Source organism: Mycobacterium sp., assembly GCF_046330795.1.
Taxonomy (GTDB): Bacteria; Actinomycetota; Actinomycetes; order Mycobacteriales; family Mycobacteriaceae; genus Mycobacterium.
Window position 1 is genome coordinate 1,372,717 of the sequence record NZ_JAXLSA010000001.1, and the last position, 19,412, is coordinate 1,392,128.

The window sequence follows — 19,412 nt, forward strand, 5'->3', positions numbered from 1 at the left end:
CCATGAGCCCCACACTCGGCGCGAATACGCGCTCACAGATCGGCGAAGGCCCGCACCGGGAACGTCCCGAAGCCCTCGATGGCCGGCGGCGCGGCGGTGAACCGCGCCCCCGACGATGGCAGGGCACCCAGGTTGGTCAGGTGCTCCACGACGTGCACGCCGGCGCCGAGCAGCAGTGTGTGGGCGGGGCGCTCACCGCCGGACTCGGTGTCGTCGATGTTGACCGAGTCGATGCCGACCAGTACGGCACCGGCGTCGATCAGGTACTGCGCCCCCTGAGCGGTCAAATACGGTGCGCCCGAACCGTATTCGGCCGACCCGAAGTGCCGGTCCCAGCCGGTGTGCAACAGGACCGCCGTACCCTGCAGATCGCGGCCGGCCAGCGCGGCCACATCGATACCGCGTTCGGTCGAGTCCAGGTCGAACACCTCGGCCGGCAGCCCGACCAGGGTGGCCAGATCCAGTCCGGCCAGGTCGGCGCCGTCGGCGTAGCGGTGGAACGGCGAATCGAGATAGGTGCCGGTGTTCCCGATCATCGTGATGACGTCCATCGCGAATTCGGTTCCCGGCGCGTACTTCTCCCGCGACTGCGCCCGGGTCAGATGCGGTGTGATGACGGGCGCGGGCAGCCCCGGATAGGTGTTCAGCCCGGCCCGGATGCGGTGGCTCAGATCAACAACGGTCACGGGTACACCACTCCTGCCAGGATCACCAGATCGGGATGGTTCAACACTCCGGGTCGGCGCGGATCGGACCGGAAGCACAACAGGTCTGCGCGGGCGCCGTGTTCGATCCCACTGCGGCCCAACCAGTTCCGCGCATCCCACGATGCTGCGCCCAGCGCGTCGTGCGGACTCATCCCGACGCCGTGCAGCGCCTGCACCTCGTCGGCGATCCGGCCGTGGGCCACCATGCTGCCGGCGTCGGTGCCCGCGTAGATGGCCACCCCGGCCTCCCGCGCGGCACCGACCCGGGCCCGGCACGACGCATAGAGGTCGCGCATGTGCTTGGCGTAGGTGGGGTATTTCGTTGCGGCATCGGCGATTCCGGGAAAATTGTCGATGTTGATCAGGGTGGGTACCAGGGCGGTGCCACGGGCGGCCATCATCGCGATGGTGTCGTCGGTCAGTCCGGTGCCGTGCTCGATGCAGTCGATGCCGGCGTTGATCAGACCGGGCAGCGCGTCCTCGCCGAACACGTGGGCGGTCACCCGGGCGCCGTTGGCGTGCGCGGCCTCGATGGCGGCGGTGAGCACGTCGTCCGACCACAGCGGGGCCAGGTCCCCCACCGCGCGGTCGATCCAGTCGCCGACCAGCTTGACCCAGCCGTCGCCGAACCGGGCCTGCTCGGCGACCACGTCGGGCAGCTGCGATTCGTCCTCGATGTCGATGGGCAGCCCGGGGCTGTACCGCTTGGGACGAGCGATGTGCCGGCCGGCCCGGATGATGCGCGGCAGGTCTTCGCGGTCGTCGAGGCTGCGGGTGTCCACCGGGGAACCGGCATCGCGCAGCAGCAGCGCGCCGGCGGCCCGCTCGGTCTCGGCCTGTTCGACCGCCTCGTCGAGCGACGTGGCGCCGTGCACCCCCAGACCGACATGACAGTGCGCGTCGACCAGACCGGGGATGATCCAGCCGTCATACCCGTCGGCACCGAACACCGTCGTCGCATCCGCGATCGGCTCGGCCGACAACAGTCCGTCGCGCACCCACCAGTCCGCGGGCTCGCCGTCCGGCAGGACCGTGCCCCGGATGTGCAGCGGGCCGCACACCTACTTCTGGCCCGGGAACTTCAGCTTGGACAGGTCGAAATCGGCCAGTCCGGGCGGCAATTCATCGAGACCGGGTGGCATCTGGGACAGGTCGGGGAAGCCACCGGGCATCCCGGCGACCAACGGGTTACGCGCCTTCGGCGGCGTCGGCCCCCGGCCACCCTTCTTGCCCTTGCCCTTGGCGTTCTTCTTGCGGTTCTTCGACGACTTCCGCGCGCCGGGGAAGCCGAAGCTACCGGCCATCTGCGACATCATCTTCCGGGCTTCGAAGAACCGATCGACCAGCTGGTTCACCTCAGACACCGAGACGCCGGACCCGTTGGCGATCCGCAGCCGACGGGAGGCGTTGATGATCTTGGGGTCGGCGCGCTCCTGCGGCGTCATGCCGCGGATGATGGCCTGCACCCGGTCGAGGTGACTGTCGTCGACGGCGGCCAGCGCGTCCTTCATCTGTCCCGCACCGGGCAGCATGCCGAGCAGGTTGCCGATCGGCCCCATCTTGCGGATGGCCAGCATCTGCTCGAGGAAATCCTCCAGGGTCAGCTCGCCGGAGCCGATCTTGGCGGCGGCCTCCTCGGCCTTCTGCTGGTCGAAGACCTGCTCGGCCTGCTCGATGAGGCTCAGCACATCGCCCATGCCCAGGATTCGCGACGCCATCCGGTCCGGGTGGAAGACGTCGAAGTCCTCGAGCTTCTCCCCGGTGGACGCGAACATGATGGGGACGCCGGTGATCTCGCGGACCGACAGCGCGGCGCCGCCGCGGGCGTCGCCGTCCAGCTTGGTCAGCACCACGCCGGTGAACCCGACACCGGCGCCGAAGGCCTCGGCGGTGGCGACGGCGTCCTGACCGATCATCGCGTCCAGCACGAAGAACGTCTCGTCGGGGCGGACCGCGTCGCGGATGGCCGCCGCCTGCGCCATCAGGACGTCGTCGATACCCAGCCGGCCCGCGGTGTCGACGATGACGACGTCGAACATGTGCGACTTCGCGTGCTCGAGGCCGGCCGCGGCCACCGCAACCGGGTCTCCGGCCCCCGCACCGCCGGTGTCCGCGGATTGCGCCGAGGTACCCGGGTGGGGGGCGAAGGTGACGACGCCGGCGCGCTCGCCGACGATCTTCAGCTGGTCGACGGCGCCCGGGCGCTGCAGATCGCAGGCGACCAGCAGCGGGGTGTGGCCCTGCCCCTTCAACCATTTGGCCAGCTTGCCGGCCAGGGTGGTCTTACCGGCGCCCTGCAGGCCGGCCAGCATGATGACCGTCGGCGGATTCTTGGCGAACTGCAGCTGCCGGGTCTGACCGCCGAGGATCGCGACGAGTTCCTCGTTGACGATCTTGACGACCTGCTGGGCCGGGTTCAGCGCGCCGGACACCTCGGCGCCCTTGGCGCGCTCCTTGATGCGGCCGATGAAGTTCCGCACCACTGGCAGCGACACGTCGGCCTCGAGCAGCGCCAGGCGGATCTCCCGGGCGGTGGCATCGATATCCGCGTCGGTCAGCCGGCCCTTGCCGCGCAGACCCGACAGCGCTCCGGTCAACCGGTCGGAGAGGGATTCAAACACAAGGCCAGCCTAATGGGTCGGTGCGATCCGGTAACGCCCGTCACCCGCCTGCCGAATACTCGACCAGAAGCAGCTCAACCTGGCAGGGGGCGATATGGGGCGTCGGCGCATCACTTCGGCAGCTGTGAGCGCGGCAGCAGTCCCGGCGCTGCTGTTCGCCACCCCGACGTCGGCTGCCCCACCGCCCGCCCCGGACCCGTCGGCCAAGGCCGACGCCGCTCTCGCCCGAGCCGACAGCATGGTCGGGTCCGACTTCGGCGGCGACTTCGGCTGCGGCGTATTCGTGGCGGCGGCCTTCGGCGTCCCCGGCATCGGCTACGAGACCGCCAAGCTGTTCCACGACGCGCTGGCCGCCCAGAACAAGATCAACATGACGCCCGACCCGCCGCGGGGCGCCCTGGTGTTCTCGGAGAGTTCGTGGGACCGCGGCGCCGGCCACGTCGACATCGCGCACGGGGACGGGACCTTCGTGTCCGGCGGCGTGGGCGGCGGCGGACCGACCGTCCAGGTGCTCCGGACCTGGAATCCGTCCCCCGGAGCGCGTTACCTGGGCTGGGCATACGCGCCCTGGTGACCTTTCTCGCATCGAGTCAGCCCTCACCGCGACGTCGTTCGAGTGGGCCTCGCACAAGACGCTGACTCGGCGCGGCTTCAGCCCGCCACTTCGGCGTCGGCGGGTTTGGCCGGCGGCGGGGTCGGCAGCACCGCGAACAGATCACGCTCGAGCGACTCCCGGATGTCGGCCTGGGACAGCGCCGGTACCACGATGCCGAACGCGTCCACCACCGTCGAACCCAGCGTGGTGACCTTCGCCCAGGAGATGTCGACCCCGGCCCGCTCGAACGCCCCGGTCAGGCGGGCCAGCAGACCCGGCCGGTCCATCGCCCGGATCTCCACCACCAGCTGATCGGGAACCGGCCCCTCGTGCCAGATGATGCGCGGGGGTGCCGACACCCGATTGATCGGCACCGCGTCCGGAATGTCCCCGGCGCGGCCCTTGGCGGTGGCCGCGTCGTGGTCACGTTGTTCGAGCGTGCCCATCACGTCCAGTTCGCCGGCAAGCGCCAGGATCAACTGCTGGCGCAGCAGTTCGGCCGGCGGCGGCGAACCGAAGTGCGGTGAGACCACGAACGTGTCGATCGCCGAACCCTCGTAGCTGTTGACCGATGCCGAGTGCACCCGCAGCGAGTTGAGCGCCATCACCCCGGCGGCCCGCGACAGCGCGCCCCGCCGGTCCGGGCCGGTCATCGTGACGTTGTAGATGTAGGACCCGTCGCCGGGAACCAGTTCGACGTGCACGCCGTCCTGCTGGGCGGCCAGTTCGAGCAGCCGCGGGTCCACCGGATCGGCGTGCGGCAGCGACTCGCCGGCCATCAGCAGCCGGCACCGCCGGACCAGGTCCCCGATCAGCGAGGCCTTCCAGTCGCCCCACACCCCGGGGCCGGTGGCCAGCGAATCCGCCTCGGCCAGTACCTGCAGCAGTTCCAGCAGGACCGAGTCTCCGTCGAGGGTGGCGACGACGCTCGCGATGGTGGCGGGGTCCTGCAGATCCTTGCGGGTCGCGGTGTCCGGGAGCAGCAGGTGGTAGCGCACGATCGAGGAGAGCAGTTCCACATCCGAGGGCCACAGCCCCAGCCGGGTGCCGATCTGCACCGCCAGCTCGGCGCCGATGACGCTGTGGTCGCCGCCGCGGCCCTTGCCGATGTCGTGACACAGCGCGCCCAGCAGCAGCAGATCCGGCCGCGCCACCCGGGTGGTGAAAGTTGCTGCGCGCGAGACGGTTTCGATGAGATGACGGTCGACGGTCCAGATGTGCACCACGTCGCGCGGGGGCAGGTCGCGCACCGCGCCCCATTCCGGGAAGAGCCGGCCCCACAGCCCGGTGCGGTCCAGTGCCTCCACCGTGGACACCGCGGTGGCCCCGGCCGCGAGCATCACCAGCAGATCCTTGAGCGCCTGCCGCGGCCACGGCGTGCGCAGCTCCGGCGCCGAGGCCGCCAGCCTGCTCAGCGTGGCGGCCGACATCGGCAGGCCGGTGGTGGCCGAGGCCGCCGCCACCCGCAGGATCAGGCCCGGGTCGCGCTCCGGCCGGGCGTCGCGGGCCAGGATGACCTCGCCGTTGAACTCCAGCACACCCTCGTCCAGCGGCCGCCGCGCCGGTCGGCGCAACGCAGACAAACCTTTGCGCGGCAATGCATTTCCCGCAGTGCGCAAACCCGCGTCCACGTAATAGCTGATGGTTCGCGCCGCATCGGAGAGCACCCGGGCCAGATCGAACCGGTCGCCGATGCGCAGTGCGGCCCCGATCTCGTCGGCGAACTGGGCCAACAACTGGTCGCGGCCGCGGGCGGAGACCCGGTGCAGTTCGGTCCGCACGTTCAGCAGGGCCAGGTGCGCACCCCCCAGCGAGCCGGTGGGCGAGGCCAGCGACTGACTCGGGTAGACGTCGGCGAGCTGCGCGATGGCGAGCGCGTTGAGCAGCTGGACGTCGCGCAGTCCGCCGCGGCCGCTCTTGAGATCCGGTTCGGCACGATGGGCGATCTGGCCGCTGCGCTGCCATCGTGCTTCCGTCTCGGCCACCAGAGCGTCGAACCGGGACGCGATACCGGTCCGCCACTGCCGGCGCGCGCCGCCGATCAGCAGCCCGGACAGCTCGGCGTCACCGGCGATGTGCCGGGCCTCGAGCATCGCCAGGCCGGCCGAGATGTCCTCGTTGGCCACGGTCAGCGCCTCGGGCACGGTGCGCACACTGTGGTCGAGCCGAATGTTGGCGTCCCACAACGGATACCACAGTGACTCGGCCACCCCTGCGACGACGTCGGCCGGCATGTCGTCGTGCACCAGGGTCAGGTCGAGGTCCGAGTACGGGGCGAGTTCGCCGCGGCCCAGACCTCCGGTCGCGACGATGGCGAATCCACTGGTCGACGTGACACCGATCTCGGCGGCCTTGGTGGTGAGCCAGAACTCGTAGAGGTCACGCAGCGCATCCCGCAGGCCGGCCGAATCCAGTTGGCGCAGGCTGCCGTTGAGCAGCTGGCGCACGGCGGTCGACAGATCGTCGGCCGGTTTGGTGGGGATGCGACCAGACGAGCCCGCCACCGGAACCTCCCCTGAGGAGGCTCCGGTGGCGGGGTCTGGTGTCTTCGTCATGTCGTCTCCCCTTGTCGGTTGCCTTGTTGTCCACCGGAACCCAGGAACCGGGGAGACGGGATCAGAAGTTGTCCTGTATCAAAGGGCGTCGGTCCCACGCTCACCGGTACGCACGCGCACCACGGTGTCGACGGGACTCACCCACACCTTGCCGTCGCCGATCTTGCCGGTACGGGCGGCCTGGACGATGACGTCCACCACCTTGTCCACGGCGGCGTCGTCGACCACGACCTCGACGCGCACCTTCGGGACGAAGTCCACCGAGTATTCCGCACCCCGGTACACCTCGGTGTGGCCCTTCTGACGCCCGTAGCCCTGCACCTCGCTGACGGTCATCCCCAGGATGCCTGCCTGCTCGAGACCGGTCTTGACGTCTTCGAGCGTGAACGGCTTGACGATCGCAGTGATCAGTTTCATTTCCCTCATACCTCCGAACGTCCGATGACCGAACCCGTACCCGCCGTGGCGAAGTCATACGCCGACTCCGCGTGCTCGGATTCATCGATACCGGACGCCTCGTCCTCCCGGTCCAGTCGCAGCCCGACCGTGTATTTCACGATCAACGCCAAGATAGCGGTGCCGATGGCCGAATAGAGCAGAACCCCGCCCGCGCCAACGGCCTGTCGCCACAGTTGGTCCCAGCCACCGCCGTAGAACAGGCCCGCCACACCGGCGCCGGCCTCCGGTGCGGCCACCAGGCCGACCAGCAACGTTCCGATGATGCCACCCACCAGGTGGACACCGACGACGTCGAGCGAGTCGTCGTAGCCGAACTTGAACTTCAGCCCGACTGCCAGCGCGCAGAGGATACCGGCAACCACACCGATCACCAGTGCGCCAACGACATTCACCGAGGAGCACGACGGCGTGATCGCCACCAGGCCGGCGACGATGCCCGAGGCCGCACCCAGGGAGGTGGCATGCCCGTCCCGGATGCGCTCCGTCAGGAGCCAGCCCAGCATCGCGGCCGCGGTGGCCACCGTGGTGGTCACGAACGTCGAACCGGCCAGACCACCTGAGCTGGTGGCGGATCCGGCGTTGAAGCCGTACCAGCCGAACCACAGCAGACCGGCACCGAGCATCACGAAGGGCAGGTTGTGCGGACGCATCGGGGTGCCCGGCCAGCCGTGCCGCTTGCCCAGGATGAGGGCCAGAACCAGACCGGCGGTACCGGCGTTGATGTGCACCGCGGTGCCACCGGCGAAGTCGACGGCCTTGAGCTTGTTGGCGATCCAGCCGCCGTACTCGGCGGTGACGCCGTCGAACGAGAACACCCAGTGAGCGACGGGGAAGTAGACCACGGTGATCCACAGGGCGGTGAACAGCAGCCAGCCGCTGAACTTGACGCGGTCAGCAACGGCGCCGGAGATCAGGGCCACGGTGATGATCGCGAACATCAGCTGGAATGCCACGAAGACCGTTGCCGGCAGCGTGCCCACCAACGGGATGTTGACGGCGTCGGCGGCCTCGACACCGGCGGTCGGATCGGCCACCACCGCGGCCGTCGCGTTACCGCCGATCAGACCCTTGAGCCCGAAGAACTGCGTGGGGTCGCCGAAGAGGTTGCTGACGTCGTTGCCGAAGGCCATCGAGTAGCCGTACAGCACCCACAGCACCGTCACGACGCCCATCGCGCTGATGCTCATCATGATCATGTTGAGCACACCCTTGGCGCGCACCATACCGCCGTAGAAGAACGCCAGACCCGGCGTCATCAACAGAACGAGCGCGGCGCTTGCCAGCATCCACGCGGTGTCGCCGGTATCCGGCACACCCATCGTTGGAAAACCGTCCACTCCCTACATCCTCCTTCGCCCATGCCACGGTCAGACACCGTTGACCTAGGAAAGGACAATGCGCAGTGGATGTTTCAGCGACAGAGCACCGGTGTTTCGCGCATGTGAACGGATAGCCCGTCTGCGTTTCGCCGGCGTTACATCGTGGGCTTTTGCCGGCGCATCTCCGCGTGCGGGCTCAGCTACGTACGTTCTGCGGGGTCAAATTCGTCCGTGGTCGAGCGCTCGCGGGCCGTGGCGACTCAACCGAGCAGCGCGTCGACGAAGGCCCCCGGCTCGAAGGGCGCCAGATCATCGGGGCCCTCCCCCAGTCCGACCAGCTTCACGGGCACCCCGAGGTCCTCCTGGACCCGGAACACGATGCCGCCCTTGGCCGTGCCGTCCAGCTTGGTCAGCACCACGCCGGTGATGTCGACGACCTCGCTGAACACCTTGGCCTGCGCCAGCCCGTTCTGGCCGATGGTGGCGTCGAGCACCAGCAGCACCTCGTCGACCTCGGCCCGCTTGGACACCACCCGCTTGACCTTGCCGAGTTCGTCCATCAGACCGGTCTTGGTGTGCAGCCGGCCGGCCGTGTCGATGACGACGACGTCCGCGCCGGCTTCGATCCCCTTGTCGACGGCGTCGTAGGCGACGGACGCCGGATCGGCGCCCTCGGCGCCCCGCACCACGTCGGCGCCCACCCGGGAGGCCCACGCCTGCAGTTGATCGGCCGCCGCGGCACGGAAGGTGTCGGCGGCGCCGAGCACCACCCGGCGACCGTCGGCCACCAGCACGCGGGCCAGCTTGCCGACGGTGGTGGTCTTGCCGGTGCCGTTGACGCCCACCACCAGCAGCACCGACGGCTTGTCGGCGTGCGGCAGCGCCTTGATGGACCGGTCGAATTCCGGATGCAGTTCGTTGATCAGCGCCTCGCGCAGCACGGCGCGGGCGTCGGCGTCGGTGCGGACCGCGCTGGCCGCCAGCGCCGCGCGCAGATGCGTGAGCACCCCGGCGGTGACCGTCGGGCCCAGGTCGGCGATCAGCAGGGTGTCCTCGACCTCCTCCCAGGAATCCTCGTCGAGGTCGCCGCCACCGATCAGTCCTAATACGCTGCGGCCCAACGCATTCTGTGATTTGGCCAGCCGCCCGCGCAGCCGCTCGAGGCGGCCGGCCGTCGGCGCGATCGTATCGATCGCAGGAGCTTCGACCGCCGGTGCCGGGACCTCGGGTGCGGCCTCAATGACCGGTTCGGGCAGCCGCACGTCGGCGATGGGCCGCTTCGGGGCATCCCGCGGAACGGTCGCGTCGTCGCCCACGCTCGGCGGTGCCGGTTCCGCATCGGCCCGAACTGCCTGGCTGAACGTGATGCCCGAGGACGCGGTGTAGCCGCCCGAGCGGTCGATCTCCCGGGTCTGGTCCGCGGCCGGCGGGCTGGCCAGGCTGATCCGGCCGCGCCGGTGCCGCACGAGGCCGACGACCAGCGCCGTGATGATCAGGACGGCGATGACGGCGATGACGATCCAGAGGACTTCGGGGCTCACGTCGGCCATTGTTCCAAAGGCCCACCCATTTCCCGCGAGCGGCCGCGTCGGTACGCGACACGCCGGCAGCAGATGTACAAGGGCGGACGCTCGGCGCAGTGCTATTACGTGCTGACGAGTTCCTGGCCGCGCATCTTCTGCGAGATCACCTGCGTGATCCCGTCGCCCTGCATCGTGACGCCGTAGAGCGCGTCGGCGATCTCCATGGTGGGCTTCTGATGGGTGATCACGATCAGCTGCGAACGCTCCCGCAGCTGTTCGAACAGGCCGAGCAGGCGCTGCAGGTTGACATCGTCGAGGGCGGCCTCGACCTCGTCCATGATGTAGAACGGCGACGGCCGGGCCCGGAAGATGGCCACCAGCATCGCGACCGCGGTCAGCGACTTCTCGCCGCCGGAGAGCAGGGACAGCCGCTTGACCTTCTTGCCGGGCGGGCGGGCCTCGACCTCCACACCGGTGGTCAGCATGTCGGACGGATCGGTCAGCAGCAGCCGGCCCTCACCGCCCGGGAACAGCGATGCGAACACCTGGGTGAACTCACGCTCGACGTCGGTGTAGGCCTCGGTGAACACCTGCAGGATGCGGGCATCGACCTCGTCGACGACGTCGAGCAGGTCCTTGCGGGCGGCCTTGACGTCCTCGAGCTGCGTGGAGAGGAAGTTGTAGCGCTCCTCGAGGGCGGCGAACTCCTCGAGCGCCAGCGGATTGACCCGGCCCAGTTCGGCGAGCTCGCGTTCGGCGCGTTTGGCCCGGCGTTCCTGGGTCGGCCGGTCGAACGGCATCGGCGCCGGCGCACTGACCTGCTCGCCGCGCTCCTTGGCCTGTTCGTACTCGGCGATCTCGAGCTCGGTGGGCGGCAGCGCCACGTCCGGGCCGTATTCGGCCACCAGATCCGCATGAGCCATGCCGAATTGCTCGAGCACCTGCTGTTCGAGCTGCTCGATGCGCATCGCGGCCTGAGCCTTGGCGACCTCGTCGCGGTGCAGCGAATCGGTCAGCGCGCTGATGCGGGAGTTCAGGTGGTCGACACGCTCCCGCGCGCCGGTCAATGCGGTGGCGCGCTGCTGACGTTCGGTGGCCAGCCCGTCGCGGGTGCGGGATGCCACGGCGACGGCGGCGGCCAGCTTCTCGGCAACCTGACGGCCGGACTCGGCCACGGCGGCGGCGACGGCGGCGGCATGCTCGCGGGCCACCCGGGCCCGGGCCGCCCGCGCCCGTGCCTCCCGTTCGGCAGCGGCCGCCCGGCGCAGTGAATCAGCCCGTCCCCGAACGGCATTGGCGCGTTCCTCGGCGGTGCGCACCGCCAGCCGGGCCTCCACCTCGGCGCTGCGGGCCGCCTCGGCCGCGGCCGCGAACCGCTCTCGGTCCACGGGCTCGTCGGCGCCGGGCGCCGGGGTCTCCTGCGCGTTGCGCAGCCGGGTCTCGAGCTCGGACAGCTCGGTGACGGTCTGCTGACGGCTGGCCTCGAGTTCGTCGCGCTGGGTGGTCTGGCGGCGCCATTCCTCGTCCGCGGTGCGAGCATCCTGGCCCAGCCGGCCCAGGGTCTCGTAGATGCGGGAGATCGCCGCGTCCGACTCGTTGAGGGCCGCCAGCGCCTGCTCGGCGGCGTCCTGCCGGTCGGCCTGCTCGAGCGTGGCACCGGCCAGCGCCGCGGACAGCTCACCCCCGCGCGCCTCGGCGGCGACGAGCTCGGCACGGGCCCGCTCGATCGCCGACGTGATCTCGAGTGTGCTGGGCTTGCGGTCCGAGCCGCCGTTGACCCAGCCCTGGCCCACCAGGTCGCCGTCGATGGTGACCGCCCGCAGCCGGGGGTTGCCGGAGACGACCTGCAGCGCGTGCGACAGGTCGTCGACCACCACGACGTGACCCAGCAGCGCGGCCAGCGCGCCGCGCAGCCGATCGGGCGCCTCGACGAGATCCAGCGCCCAGCGGGTCCCCGCCGGCGCCGGGGCACCGGAGCGCGGGTCGTCGACCGGCCAGTCCCCCAGCATGATGGCCGCCCGCCCGCCGTCGGCTTCCTTGAGCGCCGTCACCGCGGCGCTGGCGGCGCTGAAGTTCTCGGCCGCCACCGCGTCGGCGGCCGAGCCGAGAACAGTCGCCAGGGCCGTCTCGTATCCGGCATCGACCTTGACCAGCTTCGCTATCGACCCGAAAAGTCCTGTGTTGCTCCGGTTTTCGATCAGCCAGGCGGCGCCGTCCTTGCGCTCGAGCCCGACCGCCAGCGCGTCGATGCGGGCCCGCAGCGAGGCGACCTCGCGTTCGGCGCCGCGCTCGGCGGCCTGCAGTTCGGCCACCCGCTCGTCGGCCAATCGCAGTGCGGCCACCGTCCGGTCATGGTGATCGTCGAGGCCGACCTCACTCTCGTCCAGTTCGCCGACGTGACTCTGCACGGTCTCGAACTCGGCCTGCGCGTGCTGCGCGCGCGCGGCGGCTTCCTCGATCCCGTTGGTGAGCCGGCCGACGCGTTCGTCGATCGACTCGACGCGCGCCCGCATGGTCTCGACCTGACCGGCCAGCCGCGCCAGCCCCTCGCGGCGGTCGGCCTCGGCCCGCACGGCGGCCATGTGCGCGCGCTCGGCGTCGGCGGCCACCTGTTCGGCCTCACCCAGTTCGGCCCGGGCGACCTCGAGCCGGGTCCGCGCCTGGGTCAATTCGCCCAGCAGGACCTGCTCGGCCGCCGCGACCTCCTCGGCCTGCCGGTCCAGGTCGTCGGGATCCGGGCCCGTCGACGCGGTGGCCGCCGAGTCCGTCTCCAGCAGCTGGGCCCGGTCGCTGGCGATGCGCACGGTGGCGCTGACCCGCTCGGCCAGCGCCGACAGCGCGAACCAGCTCTGCTGGGCCCGTTCGGCCCGCTCGGACAGCTGCGCCACGGCCGACTCGTGCGCGGCGAGTTCGGCCGACGCCGCCTCCAGCGCGGCCACCGCTTCGTCGTGTTCCTTGCGCAGCGCGGCTTCCGTCCCGCCGACGCCGTCGAACTCGGCCTGCCGCGTCACCAGGTCGTCGGCCGCCAACCGCAGGCGGGCGTCGCGCAGATCGGCCTGGATGGTCTGCGCCCGGCGCGCCATCTCGGCCTGGCGGCCCAGCGGTTTGAGCTGCCGGCGCAGTTCGGTGGTCAGGTCGGTCAGCCGGGCCAGGTTGGCGGCCATCGCATCGAGCTTGCGGACCGCCTTCTCCTTGCGCTTGCGGTGCTTGAGGACGCCGGCCGCCTCCTCGATGAACGCGCGGCGGTCCTCCGGGCGGGATTCCAGGATCTGCGAGAGCCGACCCTGCCCGACGATGACGTGCATCTCGCGGCCGATGCCGGAGTCGCTCAGCAGTTCCTGCACATCCATCAAACGGCAACTGGCGCCGTTGATCTCGTATTCGCCGGCGCCGTCGCGGAACATCCGGCGGGTGATCGACACCTCGGAGTATTCGATGGGCAGCGCGTTGTCGGAGTTGTCGATCGTGACAGTCACCTCGGCGCGGCCCAGCGGAGCGCGGCTCGACGTGCCGGCGAAGATGACGTCCTCCATCTTGCCGCCGCGCAGCGTCTTGGCGCCCTGTTCGCCCATCACCCACGCCAGGGCGTCGACCACGTTGGACTTGCCGGAGCCGTTGGGGCCCACCACCGCGGTGATGCCCGGCTCGAAGCGCAGAGTCGTCGGCGATGCGAAGGACTTGAAGCCCTTCAGCGTCAGACTCTTGAGGTGCATGGCGTGCCAGAGTACCGCTAACGTTCGCGGAAACCCTGGATCGGCTCGGGGTTGTCCGACCAGTCGGAAATCACCTTGTCGACCCGGCCCGGGGTGTCCGGGCCGCGCAGCAGATCCAGCAGGGCCTCGCAGTCCGGGCGCGCGCCCTGGGCGACGACGAGCACGCGTCCGTCGTCCTGATTCTTGGCGTATCCGGTCAGGCCGAGTTCGAGTGCGCGGGACCGGGTCCACCACCGGAACCCGACGCCCTGGACGTAGCCGTGCACCCAGGCGGTGAGGCGCACCGCAGGCTCCGTCATCAGCGGTTGTCGTCGATGTCGAAGCCGACGCGGGTGCCCGCTCTCAGCGTGCGACCCACCGTGCACACCGCGTCGACGGCGCGCTGCACGACGGTGCGCACCCGCTCGGCCTCCTCGGCCGACATGCCGGACAGGTCGATGTGCAGGGTTTCCGACAGCTCCGGGTACACCTCGTTGTCGCGGTCGGCGGCACCGGTGACGTCGATGGTCGCGGTGTAGTCGTCGCCGAGGCGGCGCGCCAGCGGCTGGTCGCTGGACATCCCGCTGCAGGCGGCCAGGGCGATCTTCATCAGCTCGCCGGGCGTGAAGACGCCGTCGACGTCCTCGGAGCCCACCAGCACCTCGGCCCCGCGCGAGCTGCGCCCGGTATAGCGGCGGGTGCCGGTGCGCTCGACCCACAGTTCGGTCATCTGCAACTCCTCAAATTCCGGCGAGCGGCCGTGTCTGTACACAACCGCCCGGTGTGTCGAGTACAAAAGCGGACGCTCGCGGAGTATTTCAACCCCACGTCAGGCTCGCGGGCGCGGTTGGCAGCGCGGGCAGTAGAACGACGAGCGGTTCATGAACTTCTCCCGGCGCATGACGGCCCCGCAACGCCGGCACGGCAACCCATCGCGGCCGTAGGCGTCCAGGGACCGGTCGAAGTAGCCGGACTCGCCATTGACGTTGACATACAGCGAGTCGAACGACGTGCCGCCCTGCGCCAGCGCCTCGCGCATCACGTCGGCGGCGTGGTCGAGCAGCTCGGCGAGCTTGGGCCGGCTCAGCTTCTCGGCCAGCCGGGCGCCGTTGACCTTCGCGCGCCACAGCGACTCGTCGGCGTAGATGTTGCCGATCCCCGACACCACGGTCTGATCCAGCAATTGACGTTTGATCTCGGAATGCTTGTGCCGCAACACATTAACCACGGCGTCGCGGTCGAACCCCGGGTCCAGCGGATCGCGGGCGATGTGCGCGACGGGGACCGGCACCTCGGCCCCGGAGCCGTCGTCCACGAGATCGGTGAGCATCCAGCCGCCGAACGTGCGCTGGTCGACGAAGCTGAGCGCAGTGCCGTCGTCGAGCAGCGCGGCGATGCGCACGTGCTCGGTGCGCGCCACCGGTCCCAACAGCATCTGACCGCTCATGCCCAGGTGCACGACGAGCGCCTCGCCCCCGCCGGGTTCGGCGAGCGGTGTGGTTCCGCGAGCACGAGGCCCGGCGCTACGGGCACCGCCGCTGTCCAGGGTCAGCCACAGATATTTGCCGCGCCGGCCCGTGCCGGTGATCGCGGCCCCCAATAGGCGGGCCGTCAGGTCGCCGGCACCGGCCTCGTGCCGGCGCACCGCGCGCGGGTGGTGCACCCGGACCGCCGTGATGGTTCGTCCGGCGAGGTGGCGCTGCAGGCCGCGGCGCACCACCTCGACCTCGGGCAGTTCGGGCACTAGCGGTTCATCCCTATCGCTTCGCTCCTCCGCCGCCTAGCGCGGCGGCACCGTCGACCCGGCGGCACTCTCGAGGACCGTCCACGCCGCCGAGGCCGCCTTGAGTTCGGCTTCCTTCTTGGTGCGGCCGACGCCGGTGCCGTACTCGGCGTTCATGACGACGACGGTGGCGGTGAACTGCTTGTCGTGGTCGGGCCCCGTGGAGGTGACGACGTAGCTGGGCACGCCGAGATTTCGGGCGGCGGTCAACTCCTGCAGGCTGGACTTCCAATCCAGGCCGGCACCCAGGCTGGGCGCGATGTCGAGCAGCGCGCCGAACAGTCGCAGGATTGCCGCGTGGGCGGTTTCCAGGCCGTGCTCGAGATAAATGGCACCCAGCAGCGCCTCCAGCCCGTCGGCCAGGATGCTGGCCTTGTCGCGGCCGCCGGAGTTCAGTTCGCCACGGCCCAGCAGCAGGTACTCGCCGAGTCCCCCGTCGGCCAGGCCGCGGGCGACGTCCGCCAGCGCCTGGGTGTTGACCACGCTGGCACGCAACTTGGCCAGATCCCCCTCGGGCCGGTCAGGGTGCCGCTGGAACAGTTCGACGGTGACGGTCAGCTCGAGCACCGCGTCGCCGAGAAACTCCAGGCGCTCGTTGGTGGGCAGGCCACCGTGCTCGTAGGCGTAACTGCGGTGCGTCAGCGCCAGGGTCAGAACCTCGTCGGGAAGGATGACGCCCAGCGCGTCCAGCAGCGGCTGCCGGGCCGCGGCCGGATCCTGACCGGCGTCGGTCACCGGGCCTCGCCGTTGTTCTCGGGCAGCATCTCGGCGAGCTTGGCCCAGCGCGGATCGACGATGTCGTGGTGGTGGTCCGGTTCGGCGGTGGCCAGGACCACCCCGCACTGCGGACACAATCCGGCGCAATCCGGCCGGCACAGCGGTGAGAGGGGCAGCTCGAGACCGACCGCGTCGATGATGGCCTGCTCGAGATCGACGGCGTCGTCGACCACGTGGCCGACCTCGTCCTCCTCGGTGGTGGCCTCGGTGGCGCTGTCCGGATAGGCGAACAGCTCGGTCAGCGGAATGGACACGCTGCCGGTGAACGGCTCCAGGCAGCGTGAACACTGACCGACCGTCGGTGCCTCGACGGTGCCCGTCACCAGAACACCCTCGGCGACCGACTCGAGTCTCAGGTCGAGATCCAGCGGCGCGCCGGCCTCGATCGCCTCGAGGTCCAGGCCGATCCGCGTGGGGCTGGGCACCGTGTCGCGGAGCTCGGTCATCGAGCCCGGCCGGCGTCCCAGCCGTGCGACGCTGATTACCAGCGGATTTCGGGCAGCCATGTTGGCAAGTCTAATCAATACCGCTGACCAGCACCGCGAGGTGCGGTCGGTGTGACCCCCGCGTCAGCGTGAAACGTAGTCGTGGGTTCCGGCGGCCGTGCGGAGCTGATGGCGACCGCGGCCCACCGAGCGCAGCGTGCCGTTGAGGTATTCCTCGAATTCGGCGAGCTTGCTGTCGACGTAGATGTCGCATTCGCCGCGCAGCCGGTCGGCCTCGGCGTGGGCGGAGTCGACCAACCGGGTGGCCTCTGCGCTGGCCGTGGCCACCACCTCGGTCTGCGACACCAGCCGCTGCTGCTCCTTGATGCCCTCCTGGACGGCCTTCTCGTAGCTCATGTTGCCGCTCTCGACCAGGCGGTCGGCTTCCGCCTTGGCCCGGCCGACACTCGTCTCGTAGTCCCGTTTGGCGGCCGAGCTGAGCCGGTTGGCCTCCTCGCGGGCCTCCCCGACCATCTGGTCGCAGTGCGCGCGAGCCTCGGCAACCATCCGGTCGGCGTGCGACTTGGCCTCCGAGAGCATCCGGTCGGCCTCGGCGCGGGCGTGCCCGACGGTGGATTCGGCCTCGGTGGTGGCAGAGCTGACCATGCCGTCGGCGTGGGCCTTGGCGTCGCGCAGCATTCCGTCCCGCGCGTCCAGCACATCCTGGGCGTCATCGAGCTCACCGGGGATGGCGTCCTTGATGTCATCGATCAGTTCCAGGACGTCACCGCGCGGAACCACACAGCCCGCGGTCATCGGGACGCCGCGGGCCTCTTCGACGATGGCTCCCAGCTCGTCGAGCGCTTCAAAAACTCGATACACGGCGCACCCTCCACGTGGTCAGAACAGCAACTGTGGCTATTGTGCCTGGTGTTACGCGTGTGACTGGATTGGCGACGCCGGTGTGTCGCAAAAAAGCGCCGAAACGTACGTCTGGGCGACGACACGCCGTGTTTTCGTGCCGAGACGTACGTTTGGGCGAGGTTTCAGGCGAGCTTTTCCCGCAACCGCCGGTTGACCGCGTCGGGCAGCAGCGCCGATACGTCGCCGCCGAACGTCGCGACCTCCTTGGCCAGCGACGACGACACGAACGAATACTGCGGCGTGGTGGCCACGAAGAAGGTGTCGACGCCGGCGACGTGCTTGTTCATCTGCGCCATCTGCAGCTCGTACTCGAAGTCGGTGCCGGTGCGCAGACCCTTGACGATCGCCGACAGGCCGCGCTCCCGGGCGAAGTCGACCACCAGACCCTGACCGGACTCGACCCGCAGGTTGGGCAGGTGCGCCGTGGACTCCGCGATCATCTCGATGCGTTCGTCGGCGCTGAACATCCCCTTCTTGTTCGGGTTGACCAGCACCGCGACCACCACTTCGTCGAACTGCGCGGCGGCCCGCTCGAAAACGTCGATGTGTCCCAGGGTGACGGGGTCGAAGGACCCCGGACAGACGGCGCCGCTCATGGGCTCAGACGGTACAGGGCCGCCACCTACCGACGGTGCACCATCGCCCGGATCGGCTCGGCCGCAACCAAGGTGAACGGAAACTCCACCGGAAAATCGTCGTCGACGGAGGTGATCTCGATCCGTCGCAGCACGGTTGCCAACGCCAGTGTGGCTTCCAGCATCGCGAAGTGATCGCCGATGCAGGTCCGCGGGCCGGCGCCGAATGGCGCGTACTGCCAGCGGTCGTGCGTCCTGGCGGCGGCCCCCATGAATCGGTCGGGATCGAACTCGTCGGGGCGATCCCACAGCGCCGGATCGCGTTGCACCGCGGCGGTGCCGTAGATCAACAATGATCCGGCCGGTACCCGGTAACCGTCGACGGCGACGTCGCTGGTCGCGGTGCGCCCGAGCGCCGGACTCGGCGGGCAGAGCCGTAAGGCCTCATGCACGATCGCACCCACATAGGGCAACGCCGCAACGTCGTCACCGGCCAGTTCCCGCTCACCGATTGCCGCGACCTCGTCCACCGCACGCGCCTGCAGTTCGGGACGGCGGCCCAATTGCCACAACGCATAGGCGAGTGTGGTGGCGGTGGTGTCGTGTCCGGCGACCATGAAAATGATCAGCTGATCGCGAATCTCGTTGTCGGACAAACATTTCCCAGTCTCGGGGTCGGCGGCCGCCATCAGTGCTCGCACCAGCGGTGCATCCCTGCCGGTGTCCTGCCGGCATTCGCGCAAGACGTCTCCGGTGAGGCCGCGCAGTACCGCCGCAGCGCGCAGAGCACGACGGCGCGCCGGCGTCGGTAGCCACGCGGGCGCGCGAATCGGGCTGCCGCTCCGGTCCGCGATGTACGACAGAGCGGTATTCAGCGAACCCGCGATCTGTTCCGATCTCTGGTCGAGGTCCACCCCGAGCACTGATCGCCCCAGAGCTCGAAGGGTCAGCTTGCGGCACTCTGCGTCCAGATCGACCAGGCCACCGTCCTCCCAGCCTCGCGTTGTCGTCTCCGCAGCCCCGGCCATGTGGGCCGCGAACGTCGCGACGTTCTTCTTCGTGAAAATTGGTTGCAGCGCGCGACGCATGGGCAGCCACTCGTCGTACGGCACGTCGAATAGGTTGTCGCCGAGCAGACGCCGCATCTCGGCGTGCACCGAAACCCGTTCCATCGTCGCCGCGGAGGGCGACAACATGTCCCGTCCCCCACGAGGCGATGTCACGACGATCACCGGCGGCATCAACCACCGAGGCGCAAAACTGAGGCGCGTGACCGGACCACCTGCGTCGCGCAACGCCTGACAACCGGTATGCGCCTGACGTACGGCGTTCACCTGCTGCCGCAAGGACAATGGACTCTTCGGTGGAAGCGGCAGAGAGCGCACGTCCACCGGCTGCACATTCCCCGCTTCGACCATGACGCCCCCTGTCGGCCTCCGGCGATTGTAGATCCGCCT

Annotated in this window: 17 protein-coding genes; 1 reads left to right on the top strand and 16 read right to left on the bottom strand. The window is 69.7% G+C overall.

What is annotated here, in order from left to right:
• Nucleotides 1-32: 32 nt before the first annotated feature.
• From U0R18_RS06510 to ffh, 3 genes are read right to left on the bottom strand one after another with little or no spacing between them, the layout of a single operon-like run.
• Nucleotides 33-686 carry a cyclase family protein gene (locus U0R18_RS06510; protein WP_526367073.1) on the bottom strand — a complete coding sequence of 218 codons (654 nt, stop codon included), beginning with the start codon at nt 684-686 and terminating at the stop codon, nt 33-35.
• The gene (locus tag U0R18_RS06515) at nt 683-1,768 is read right to left on the bottom strand and encodes an amidohydrolase family protein (protein WP_526367075.1); all 1,086 of its coding nucleotides are present in this window, start codon (nt 1,766-1,768) and stop codon (nt 683-685) included. The genes U0R18_RS06510 and U0R18_RS06515 overlap by 4 nt, the downstream gene beginning before the upstream one ends.
• Complete coding sequence (gene ffh / locus U0R18_RS06520; RefSeq protein WP_526367077.1) at nt 1,769-3,328, bottom strand: signal recognition particle protein; 1,560 nt, start codon at nt 3,326-3,328, stop codon at nt 1,769-1,771. It abuts the gene before it with no gap.
• A 124-nt stretch (nt 3,329-3,452) separates the two neighbouring features.
• On the opposite strand from ffh, the gene U0R18_RS06525 reads away from it, so the two are divergent.
• On the top strand, nt 3,453-3,902 hold the full coding sequence (locus tag U0R18_RS06525) for a hypothetical protein (RefSeq protein ID WP_526367079.1): 450 nt from the start codon (nt 3,453-3,455) through the stop codon (nt 3,900-3,902).
• 77 nt (nt 3,903-3,979) lie between these two features.
• On the opposite strand, the gene U0R18_RS06530 is transcribed toward U0R18_RS06525, so the two are convergent.
• The 13 genes from U0R18_RS06530 to U0R18_RS06590 all read right to left on the bottom strand — a co-directional run bounded on the left by U0R18_RS06530 (nt 3,980) and on the right by U0R18_RS06590 (nt 19,373).
• The gene (locus U0R18_RS06530) at nt 3,980-6,478 is read right to left on the bottom strand and encodes a [protein-PII] uridylyltransferase (RefSeq protein WP_526367081.1); all 2,499 of its coding nucleotides are present in this window, start codon (nt 6,476-6,478) and stop codon (nt 3,980-3,982) included.
• A 78-nt stretch (nt 6,479-6,556) separates the two neighbouring features.
• Entirely contained in the window at nt 6,557-6,895 is a 339-nt protein-coding gene (locus U0R18_RS06535; RefSeq protein ID WP_526367083.1) for a P-II family nitrogen regulator, read from the bottom strand.
• 5 nt (nt 6,896-6,900) lie between these two features.
• Complete coding sequence (locus U0R18_RS06540) at nt 6,901-8,274, bottom strand: ammonium transporter (RefSeq protein ID WP_526367085.1); 1,374 nt, start codon at nt 8,272-8,274, stop codon at nt 6,901-6,903.
• Nucleotides 8,275-8,516: 242 nt separating this feature from the next.
• Nucleotides 8,517-9,797, bottom strand: coding sequence for a signal recognition particle-docking protein FtsY (gene ftsY / locus U0R18_RS06545; protein ID WP_526367087.1), 1,281 nt, complete (start codon nt 9,795-9,797; stop codon nt 8,517-8,519).
• 104 nt (nt 9,798-9,901) lie between these two features.
• Nucleotides 9,902-13,492: a chromosome segregation protein SMC gene (gene smc, locus U0R18_RS06550; RefSeq protein WP_526367089.1), complete on the bottom strand. Its 3,591-nt coding sequence runs from the start codon at nt 13,490-13,492 to the stop codon at nt 9,902-9,904.
• A gap of 17 nt (nt 13,493-13,509) precedes the next feature.
• Entirely contained in the window at nt 13,510-13,791 is a 282-nt protein-coding gene (locus U0R18_RS06555) for an acylphosphatase (protein WP_526367091.1), read from the bottom strand.
• Entirely contained in the window at nt 13,791-14,201 is a 411-nt protein-coding gene (locus U0R18_RS06560; protein ID WP_526367093.1) for an OsmC family protein, read from the bottom strand. The genes U0R18_RS06555 and U0R18_RS06560 overlap by 1 nt, the downstream gene beginning before the upstream one ends.
• 99 nt (nt 14,202-14,300) lie before the next feature.
• Nucleotides 14,301-15,215, bottom strand: coding sequence for a bifunctional DNA-formamidopyrimidine glycosylase/DNA-(apurinic or apyrimidinic site) lyase (gene mutM, locus U0R18_RS06565; RefSeq protein WP_526367095.1), 915 nt, complete (start codon nt 15,213-15,215; stop codon nt 14,301-14,303).
• A 36-nt stretch (nt 15,216-15,251) separates the two neighbouring features.
• Complete coding sequence (gene rnc / locus U0R18_RS06570; protein ID WP_526367097.1) at nt 15,252-15,989, bottom strand: ribonuclease III; 738 nt, start codon at nt 15,987-15,989, stop codon at nt 15,252-15,254.
• Entirely contained in the window at nt 15,986-16,537 is a 552-nt protein-coding gene (locus U0R18_RS06575) for a YceD family protein (protein WP_526367099.1), read from the bottom strand. Before U0R18_RS06575 ends, rnc begins: the two co-directional genes overlap by 4 nt.
• A 63-nt stretch (nt 16,538-16,600) precedes the next feature.
• Complete coding sequence (sepIVA, locus tag U0R18_RS06580) at nt 16,601-17,338, bottom strand: cell division protein SepIVA (protein WP_526367101.1); 738 nt, start codon at nt 17,336-17,338, stop codon at nt 16,601-16,603.
• 164 nt (nt 17,339-17,502) lie between these two features.
• Nucleotides 17,503-17,976: a pantetheine-phosphate adenylyltransferase gene (coaD, locus tag U0R18_RS06585; protein WP_526367103.1), complete on the bottom strand. Its 474-nt coding sequence runs from the start codon at nt 17,974-17,976 to the stop codon at nt 17,503-17,505.
• Nucleotides 17,977-18,002: 26 nt separating this feature from the next.
• Nucleotides 18,003-19,373, bottom strand: a complete 1,371-nt coding sequence (locus U0R18_RS06590) for a cytochrome P450 (protein ID WP_526367105.1) — start codon at nt 19,371-19,373, stop codon at nt 18,003-18,005.
• Nucleotides 19,374-19,412: the final 39 nt, after the last annotated feature.